The sequence below is a fragment of the Chryseobacterium sp. SIMBA_029 genome, assembly GCF_046535275.1.
Taxonomy (GTDB): domain Bacteria; phylum Bacteroidota; class Bacteroidia; order Flavobacteriales; family Weeksellaceae; genus Chryseobacterium.
In genome coordinates this window covers 1-250 of the sequence record NZ_JAWRXA010000642.1, presented here as the reverse complement: position 1 = coordinate 250, position 250 = coordinate 1, and the positions used below count along the sequence as shown (strand labels likewise).

Below are 250 nucleotides of genomic sequence, written 5' to 3'. Positions count from 1 at the left end.
CCCGTAGACGGGCTGTTCGACGGGCACGCGACCTATTACGACATCCTTGGAAAATTGCCATTCATGTCCAAGGCCGAGAGCCGGTCGGTGAGCAACGACGTGCTCGAGGTCAATCGCGGCAAGCTGATCAACTACTTCGAGACGTCGGGGACGACTGACGTGCCGGTCTCGGCGCCGAAGGCGCTCGACGATCTGGTGCTGAACACGGTCAATTTCGGCGAAGGCTGGTCGTCGTTTCTCGATGCAAGCG

Annotated in this window: 1 protein-coding gene; it reads left to right on the top strand. The window is 60.0% G+C overall.

All coding sequences use genetic code 11. The features are described from left to right. Positions 1-250, top strand: a 250-nt coding sequence (locus tag SB679_RS25545; protein WP_410705164.1) for a hypothetical protein, incomplete at both ends; no start/stop codon positions are given.